Source organism: Clostridium sp. 1001275B_160808_H3 (assembly GCF_015550425.1).
GTDB lineage: Bacteria > Bacillota > Clostridia > Clostridiales > Clostridiaceae > Clostridium.
In genome coordinates, this window is record NZ_JADNAT010000055.1 from 1 (window position 1) to 1,461 (window position 1,461).

The window sequence follows — 1,461 nt, forward strand, 5'->3', positions numbered from 1 at the left end:
TAAACTGATACCTATAGACTAGACACTTAAATAAAAGGGTTTATGGCTATAGGTATTTTTTATATAATTAAATAAATAGATGGAGGTTGTTGAATGGGTAGATTTTTATTAACGAGAGAAGATATAGAAAAATTAAAGAAGAATAAATATGTAGCTAAAGTAAGTGAAACAACAATAACTTATACATTTGAGTTCAAAAGATTATTTATAGATGAATATATTTCTGGAAAACCAGCACGAAAAATTTTTGCTGAAAATGGATTTGATATAGCTATGATTGGAATTAAAAGAGTTGAAGAATCAGCTGCTAGATGGAAGAAAGCCTATGATAAAGGCGGTATTCTAGCTTTAGATAAAGCCACAAGAACTCCACGTTACCGCAATGTTAATCGCGAATTAACGAAAGAAGAAATTATAGAAAGACAAGAAGCTAAAATCAAGCTACTTGAAGCACAGGTAGAACTATTAAAAAAATTAGACGAGAAAGAAAGGTTGCTGATAAAGAAAAATAAAGAATTGAATACTAGCACTAAATTTGAATTAATAAAATCTACAATTGAAATGAATAATTTTAAAAGGTTAACAGGATATTTTTGCAAGATTTTAGATGTTTCACGCTCGGGATATTACAATTATATAAATTCAGCAGATATACGAAAGCAACGTGACAACCAAGACATATTTGCTAAAAATCTAATTTTAAAGGCTTTTAACCGACGTGGATACAAGAAAGGTTCTAGGTCTATTAAAATGATATTAGAAAATGAATATAATGCAATTTATAGCTTAAAAAAGATACAACGAATAATGAAAAAATATGAAATTATATGCCCACATAGAAAAGCTAATCCTTATAAAAAAATAGCAAAAGCAACTAAAGAACATAGAACTGTGCCAAATCTTTTAGAAAGAAATTTCAAGCAAAAAACTCCTGGTTTAGTTTTATTAACTGATATTACATATTTGCCATACGGCGAAAACGGTATGGCTTATTTGTCAACCATTCTAGATGCCTCAACAGGTGAAATATTAACTCATCATATGTCTAAGCGAATCACTCTGGATATAGCGACAGAAACAATATTAAAACTAAAAAAACAGAAGAAAGTAAAGTTAGCTGCTAATGCATTTATCCATTCTGACCAAGGATCACATTATACAAGTCCTATATTTCAAGCCTTACTGAAGGAAAACAACTTAGGACAATCTATGTCTCGCCGTGGAAACTGTTGGGATAACGCCCCGCAGGAATCGTTCTTTGGTCATTTGAAGGACTCTGTTAAATCTAAGAAGTGTAATTCATATGAAGAACTTAAAAGCAAAATTAATAAATATATAATTTATTATAATAACTACAGATATAAATGGGATCAAAAAAAGATGACCCCTGTTCAATACAGAAATCATCTTCTTTGTGCATAACCCTTTTTTTATAATGTCCTTGACATAGGTATCAGTTTA

The 1,461-nt window shown here is 29.8% G+C and carries 1 protein-coding gene; it reads left to right on the plus strand.

Features of this window, described 5'->3' with window-relative positions; all coding sequences use genetic code 11:
* Positions 1–93: 93 nt before the first annotated feature.
* Positions 94–1,422: an IS3 family transposase gene (locus I2A75_RS17835; protein ID WP_195266937.1), complete on the plus strand. Its 1,329-nt coding sequence runs from the start codon at positions 94–96 to the stop codon at positions 1,420–1,422.
* Positions 1,423–1,461 lie beyond the last annotated feature (39 nt).